Origin of the sequence: uncultured Intestinimonas sp. (assembly GCF_944387725.1) — a bacterium.
Taxonomy (GTDB): Bacteria; Bacillota; Clostridia; order Oscillospirales; family Oscillospiraceae; genus Intestinimonas.
On the sequence record NZ_CALXGA010000090.1, the window covers coordinates 1 to 6,618 of the forward strand.

The following is a 6,618-nucleotide window of genomic DNA, read 5'->3' on the forward strand; positions in this document are numbered from 1 at the left end:
AGGTGTAGCTCATCTGGTAGAGCGCCACCTTGCCAAGGTGGAGGTAGCGAGTTCGAGCCTCGTCACCTGCTCCAAAAGAGGAGTCTAAAAAAGATATTGAGTGTAAAACCTCAGTATTTTCAAGGCTTCCGAGGCTCGTAGATTGGAAAATCTACGAGCCTCTTTTTTCCGATATTCAAGAGTCCAACCTTCATTTAGGGCTTGTTTGAAAAATGTCAACATGCCCAACCGGCGGGTCTTTTGCCCCCTGGACGGCGCAATTTTTCCTTGAAATCCGCCAGGATTCCTGCGAAAAAATTGCTTGCCAGCGGCCCAAAATCCCTCCCTGCTGGACACATCGCCAATTTTCAAACAAGCCCTAACCACCCTGAAGGAGTACCTCAGCGGCCAGGCATCGGACATCTGGGGCGAGGGCTTTGAGCAATGGGAGATCGAAGTGGATGGGGGCGAACTGTATATCCACCTTTGGAACAGTGAGGATTGGAGTATTCAGACCGAGCAGGAGCGGTTCGCTCCACAAATTGCCGACGGCCTGCCGGAGATGTGCTTTTCCACCTTAAAGACCACCAGCCAGCTCATCTGTATCAAGCGTGGGGAAAGCGGCTACCACCCATCCGAGTGGGATATCGGAGACAAGGAGCGCAATATGGAGCTGGCGGATGAGTTATAGCAATTTTCAATAATGTTGCAAATGACTTTACATTTTCAGAAAAAGTGGTATAACAGAGTCAAAGAAGGGGAAGGTTATGCCGCACAATGAAGCCAGGAAATTGATTCTGAAGGCATATGACAACGGAGTCGCTGTGAAAGAATTGGCGAACTGTTTTCTGTGAACACAAGTTCGATCTATCGTTCGCTGAAGAGACGAGATGAAACCGGAAGCTATAAAACCCAAGCTCTCTGAGGCTGACTGCCAAAACATTCTGGCACTGATCGGCAAACAACCAGAGATGACCTGTCGTGAGGTGATTGAGACTCTGAATCTCTCTGTCAGTATGGTCACAGTATGGCGGTTTCTGCAAAAGCAGGGATGTCGCCGCAAGAAGAAATCTCTCCACGCCAGCGAGCAGGAGCGTCTCCCCGTTGTGGCGCAAACGAGGAAAGAGTGGCAGAGCCTTATATCTGGATTCAGCGGTTATATGCTTTAATTTTAAAATTGCTATAGGTGAACCACACCGAGATGATATGCTTTATTTTAACAACTAATGGAATTTCTTATGAAGGTATTTTTCAGGCAGCACCACACAAAGCCGTCAGGCGCTCTTTGTGCGGCGCTGCCTGAATTGCTCGCTCTTTTTTCCTGCAACATCTTGACACATCCCGGTCGGAATTTTGCTTGACAAGGGAAAACGTTCATGTTATCATACTTTCCACATAAGGGAGTAGTCGGCGCGGTCTCCGCGTAACGGAGCCAACATGCTGGAGCGGTGCGCTCCTGGCTTTGTTTTCAATGACGAGACTTATCTGTCTGCGGCAGATAGGTCTCGTTTTTTGCGCCCCGCGCCGGCGGGAAAGAGGAGGAATGTCCCATGCAGCTCTGGGAGCTCTTCATCATCGCTGTGGGCCTGTCCATGGACGCCTTCGCCGTGTCCATCTGCAAGGGGCTCTCCGCCGGCCGGGTGAGCCCCCGGCACGCCCTGACCTGCGGACTCTGGTTCGGGGGCTTTCAGGCCCTGATGCCCCTTCTGGGCTGGCTGCTGGGCACCCGGTTCCAGGGCCTCATCACAAGCGTGGACCACTGGATCGCCTTTGTCCTGCTGGCCCTCATCGGGGGCAGCATGGTCCGGGAGTCCCGCAGCCGGGAGGAGGAAGAGGTGGACGCCTCCTTCACCCCCCGGGCCATGCTCCTCCTGGCGGTAGCCACCAGCATCGACGCCCTGGCGGTGGGGGTGACCTTCGCCTTTTTGCGGGTGGACATCGGCCCGGCGGTGGGCTTCATCGGCCTGACCACCCTGGTCCTCTCGGCCGTCGGGGTCTGGGCGGGGGGCGTCTTCGGCCGCCGCTGGAAGTCCCGGGCCGAGCTGTGCGGCGGCGTGGTCCTGATCCTCATGGGCTGCAAGATCCTGCTGGAGCACTTGAACATTTTGGGTTGAGAGGATGGGCGGCAGATGGACCAGCGAAGAATTTTGACGGTGACCCGGGCCGGGACCCTCCTGCCCTTCCTGCTGGAGGCGGTCCGGGACAAGTCCCGGAACACGGTGAAGGGCCTGCTCTCCCGGCGGCAGGTGCTGGTGGACGGCCAGGCCGTCACCCGCTTTGACCACCCCCTGGTCCCGGGGCAGACGGTCACCCTGCTGTCCCAAAAGGACGCCGGGGCCTGGGCGCTCCCCTTCCCGGTGCTCTACGAGGACGCGGGGCTCCTGGCGGTGGACAAGCCCGCCGAGCTCCTCTCCATGGGCAGCGACCGGGAGAAGCAGCGCACCGCCTACCGGCTGGCCTCCGGCTATGTCAAGGCCCGGGAGCCGGGCAAGCGCCTCTTCATCGTCCACCGGCTGGACCGGGACACCTCCGGGGTGCTTCTCTTCGCCAAGGACGAGGGGCTTAAGCGCCAGCTCCAGGAAAACTGGGACCGGCTGGTGAGGCGCCGGGCCTATGTGGCGGTGGTGGAGGGGGCCCCGCCCCAGGAGGCGGGGGAGATCCGCTCCTTCCTCCGGGAGACGGCCACCCATCTGGTCTACTCCGGGGCCCCGGGCCGGGACGCCCGGGAGGCGGTGACCTGCTACCGGGTCCTCTCCCGGGCCAAGGGCTATGCCCTGGTGGAGCTGGAGCTGGACACCGGCCGGAAAAACCAGATCCGGGTTCACATGGGGGACCTGGGCTGCCCCATAGCCGGAGACCGGCGGTACGGGACCAAGAGCGACCCCCTGGGACGTCTGGGCCTGCACGCCCACACCCTGGCCCTCACCGACCCCCGAACCCGCCGCCCCCTGGTCCTTCAGGCCCCCTGGCCGGCGTCCTTCCGCCGGATGTTCCCCGGTTTTGCCGAATAGAGCCCCGTCAGGCATGAAAAGGGCGTCCGTCTTCCCCAAACGGGAGGGCGGACGCCCTGTGTGCTTCCGGGGTCCTCAGCCCCGCGCCTCATATTTGCCGAAGAAGACCTTCTCCGCCTCATAGCGGTCGTTGGGCTCCTTCTCCTTTTCGGGATGGCCCAGGGCCACGACCCCCAGAGGGGCGATGTGCTCCGGCAGCGCCAGGTCCCGCTGAACGGCCTGGACACGCTGGGGGTCAGACCAGATCCCGATCCAGAGGGCGCCCAGGCCCAGGTCGGCGGCCTCCACCAGGATGTTCTGGATGGAGGCGGAGCAGTCCTGGACCCACCAGTCGATGTGGGGGTCCACCTCGGCGGCTTTCTTTCGGTCGGCGGCCACCACAATGGCGGCCTGGGCTGTCTTCAGGGCAAAGGCATGGGGGTGGACCTGAAGGAGCTCCGGCAGGCTGTTGGGGCCCCGCTCCACGAAAAAGAGGCGGTTCTGGCTGTTCTTGGCGCAGGCGGCGGCCATGCCGGCCCGGAGGAGCTGTTCCAGCTCCTGGCCGGTCACCGGCTCATCGGTGAATTTGCGGATGCTGCGGCGGGTGAATATGGCGTTCATCGCAGATCATCTCCCTTATCTCTTCATAGATGGAGCACGAGAGGCATTTAGTTCTTCAGGCTCTGCATGGGGGCGGGGATGCGCCCGCCCCGGCGGATAAAGTCCGCGCTGCCAAAGGGGTGGACCGGCATCACCGGGGCGGAGCCCAGCAGACCGCCGAACTCCACCGTGTCCCCCACCACCTTGCCGGGGGCGGGGATGATCCGCACGGCGGTGGTCTTGGCGTTGACCATGCCGATGGCCGCCTCGTCGGCGATGATGGCTGAGAGGGTTTCGGCGGTGGTGTCGCCGGGGACGGCGATCATGTCCAGGCCCACGGAGCACACGCAGGTCATGGCCTCCAGCTTATCCAGGGTGAGGGCCCCGGAGCCGGCGGCGGCGATCATGCCCTCGTCCTCGCTCACCGGGATGAAGGCCCCGGAGAGGCCCCCCACATGGGAGGAGGCCATGACGCCCCCCTTCTTCACCGCGTCGTTGAGAAGGGCCAGGGCGGCGGTGGTGCCGTGGGTGCCGCAGACCTCCAGGCCCATCTCCTCCAGGATACGGGCCACTGAGTCCCCCACGGCGGGGGTGGGGGCCAGGGAGAGGTCCACAATACCGAAGGGCGCCCCCAGGCGGCGGCTGGCCTCCTGGGCCACCAGCTGGCCCATACGGGTGATGCGGAAGGCGGTCTTCTTGACGGTCTCGGCCACCACGTCAAAGGGCTGGCCCTTCACGTCCTGGAGGGCATGGCAGACCACCCCGGGGCCGGAGACCCCCACGTTGATGACGCAGTCCCCCTCCCCCACGCCGTGGAAGGCGCCGGCCATGAAGGGGTTGTCCTCCACGGCGTTGCAGAAGACCACCAGCTTGGCGCAGCCGAAGCCCCCCCGGTCGGCGGTGTGCTGGGCGGCGGCCTTGATGGTGGTCCCCATAAGGGCCACGGCGTCCATGTTGATGCCGGCCTTGGTGGAGCCCACGTTCACCGAGGCGCACACCCGCTCGGTGACGGCCAGGGCCTCCGGGATGGCGGCGATGAGCTTCCGGTCCCCGTCAGTCATGCCCTTCTGCACCAGGGCGGAAAAGCCGCCGATGAAGTTGACCCCGGTGGTCTGGGCGGCCCGGTCCAGAGCGGCGGCAAAGGGGACATAGTCCCCGGTGACGCTGGCCCCCGCCACCAGGGCCATGGGGGTCACCGAGATGCGTTTGTTGACAATGGGGATACCGTACTCCCGCTCAATGGCCTCGCCGGTCTCCACCAGCTTTTCGGCCTTCCGGCAGACCTTGTCGTAGAGCTTCCGGCAGGCGGCCTCGGCGTCTGGGTCGGCACAGTCCAGCAGAGAGATGCCCATGGTGATGGTGCGGATGTCCAAGTGCTGCTGGTCGATCATGCGGATGGTGTCCAAAATTTCATTGCTGCTGAGCATACCCGTCCCTCCGCTCTCAAATCTTGTGCATGGCGCTGAAAATGTCCTCCCGCTGGATTTTGATGGCCAGGCCCCGCCTGGCTCCCTCGTTCTCCAGCAGGGTGGACAGCACCGTGAAGGGCAGCTTGCTGCCCGAGAGGTCCACCAGCATGGTCATGGTGAAGAACTCCCGCAGGATGGTCTGGCTGATGTCCAGGACGTTGACGTTGTTGTCGGCCAGCAGGGTGCAGACGGCGGCGATGATGCCCACCTGATCCTTTCCCAGGACGGTGACGATGGCTTTCATATGCAATCCATTCCTTTCGATGTGGTTCTCTTTTTGGAGAGAGCCGCCCTATTGCAGCTCGTCCAGGGTGAGGTGGAAGCCGGGCAGGAAGCGCTCCAGGAAATAGGCCACCTCCGGCAGGGGGGACTCCTCCAGGACCTGCCGGGTCTGCTGGGCGGCCTGGCGGAACTCCAGGTTTCCCGCCTTGAGCTCCTCCACGCACTTGATGTAGGCCGCCAGCTTATCGGCGGCCTTCACCAGGGCGTGGCAGCCGTCCTCTTCCGGCAGAAGCAGGGGGGCATAGGCCGGACGCAGCCCCTCCGGCAGCATGGAGAGGAGCTTTTGAGCCGAGACCTCCTCCACCGCCCGGTAGGCGTCCCGGATTTCCGGGTTGTAGTACTTCACCGGGGTGGGCAGGTCTCCGGTGAGGATCTCCGGCGCGTCGTGGTAGAGGGCCAGCACGGCGGCCCGGCCGGGGTCAATCTCCCCGCCGAAGACCTCCCGGCGGATGACGGCCAGGGCGTGGGCCAGCACCGCCACCATATGGGAGTGCTCCTGGATGTTCTCCTGAAAAGTGTTTCGCATGAGCCCCCACCGCTCGATGTACCGCATCCGGGAGATGAGGGCGAAGAAGTTGTGGGCCATGTTCAGCCCACCAGGAACTTCTCGATGGCGGAGCGGAAGATATCGCTCTGGGCCTGGGAGCCGCGGATCTGGACCTGAACCGGGGCGGACAGGTCAATGGAAAAGAGGCCCATAATAGACTTGCCGTTGACCAGATAGCGGCCGCAGGCCACGTCCACGTCGCAGTCCAGCCGGTTGGCGGCGTCCACAAAGGCCTTGATGTCGCTGACAGAGGTGAGCTGGACCGGAAAAGAAGTCATTGTATTTTCCTCCCTGTCTGTGATAGAATGAGAACGTTTCATGATTCCTTATTATACTGAGGCGGGTGGCAAAAAACAATCAAGAACCCGTCTTATCCCGCATTTTCATTCATTTTCACCAGAATTGGGGGGAGATTTCGCCCCTTTTGTGAGGTATCACCCATGAGGATCGCCATTCATACCCTGGGCTGCAAGGTCAACCAGGTGGAGACCGCCGCCCTGGAGCGGGAGCTGTGCCGCCGGGGCCACGCCCTGGTCCCCTTTGAGGGGGCCGCCGACGCCTACATCGTCAACACCTGCACCGTCACGGCGGTGAGCGACAAGAAGTCCCGGCAGCTCATCCGCCAGGCCCAGCGGCGGGTGCCGGAGGCGGTGGTGGCCGTCTGCGGCTGCTACGCCCAGACCGCCCCGGAGGCGGTGGAGGCCCTGGGGGTGGACCTGGTGGCCGGCACCGCCGGGCGCATGGCCTTCCT

The 6,618-nt window shown here is 62.7% G+C and carries 8 protein-coding genes and 1 pseudogene; 4 read left to right on the forward strand and 5 right to left on the reverse strand.

Features of this window, described 5'->3' with window-relative positions:
* The first annotated feature begins 301 nt into the window (after nucleotides 1–301).
* The 3 genes from Q0K09_RS10035 (at nucleotide 302) to Q0K09_RS10045 (ending at nucleotide 2,990) form a co-directional block, all read left to right on the forward strand.
* A complete protein-coding gene (locus Q0K09_RS10035) occupies nucleotides 302–670 on the forward strand; it encodes a hypothetical protein (RefSeq protein ID WP_294475865.1) in 369 nt (122 codons plus the stop codon).
* 859 nt (nucleotides 671–1,529) lie between these two features.
* Nucleotides 1,530–2,093 (forward strand): manganese efflux pump MntP family protein, encoded by a 564-nt coding sequence (locus tag Q0K09_RS10040; protein WP_294475867.1) that lies wholly within the window; start codon nucleotides 1,530–1,532, stop codon nucleotides 2,091–2,093.
* Nucleotides 2,094–2,108: 15 nt separating this feature from the next.
* On the forward strand, nucleotides 2,109–2,990 hold the full coding sequence (locus tag Q0K09_RS10045) for an RNA pseudouridine synthase (RefSeq protein ID WP_294475869.1): 882 nt from the start codon (nucleotides 2,109–2,111) through the stop codon (nucleotides 2,988–2,990).
* A 75-nt stretch (nucleotides 2,991–3,065) separates the two neighbouring features.
* Here Q0K09_RS10045 and Q0K09_RS10050 read toward each other — a convergent pair whose 3' ends face one another.
* From Q0K09_RS10050 to Q0K09_RS10070, 5 genes are read right to left on the reverse strand one after another with little or no spacing between them, the layout of a single operon-like run.
* Nucleotides 3,066–3,590, reverse strand: a complete 525-nt coding sequence (locus Q0K09_RS10050; protein ID WP_294475872.1) for a nitroreductase family protein — start codon at nucleotides 3,588–3,590, stop codon at nucleotides 3,066–3,068.
* A gap of 47 nt (nucleotides 3,591–3,637) precedes the next feature.
* The gene (locus Q0K09_RS10055) at nucleotides 3,638–4,996 is read right to left on the reverse strand and encodes a PFL family protein (protein WP_294475875.1); all 1,359 of its coding nucleotides are present in this window, start codon (nucleotides 4,994–4,996) and stop codon (nucleotides 3,638–3,640) included.
* Between the two features lie 16 nt (nucleotides 4,997–5,012).
* Nucleotides 5,013–5,282 carry an ACT domain-containing protein gene (locus Q0K09_RS10060; RefSeq protein ID WP_294475877.1) on the reverse strand — a complete coding sequence of 90 codons (270 nt, stop codon included), beginning with the start codon at nucleotides 5,280–5,282 and terminating at the stop codon, nucleotides 5,013–5,015.
* 48 nt (nucleotides 5,283–5,330) lie between these two features.
* Complete coding sequence (yfbR, locus tag Q0K09_RS10065; protein ID WP_294475879.1) at nucleotides 5,331–5,906, reverse strand: 5'-deoxynucleotidase; 576 nt, start codon at nucleotides 5,904–5,906, stop codon at nucleotides 5,331–5,333.
* Nucleotides 5,907–5,908: 2 nt separating this feature from the next.
* Entirely contained in the window at nucleotides 5,909–6,145 is a 237-nt protein-coding gene (locus Q0K09_RS10070) for an HPr family phosphocarrier protein (protein ID WP_294475880.1), read from the reverse strand.
* A 162-nt stretch (nucleotides 6,146–6,307) separates the two neighbouring features.
* Between Q0K09_RS10070 and Q0K09_RS10075 the strand changes: the two are divergent.
* A pseudogene (locus tag Q0K09_RS10075) lies at nucleotides 6,308–6,618 on the forward strand (tRNA (N(6)-L-threonylcarbamoyladenosine(37)-C(2))-methylthiotransferase MtaB); the annotation flags it as partial.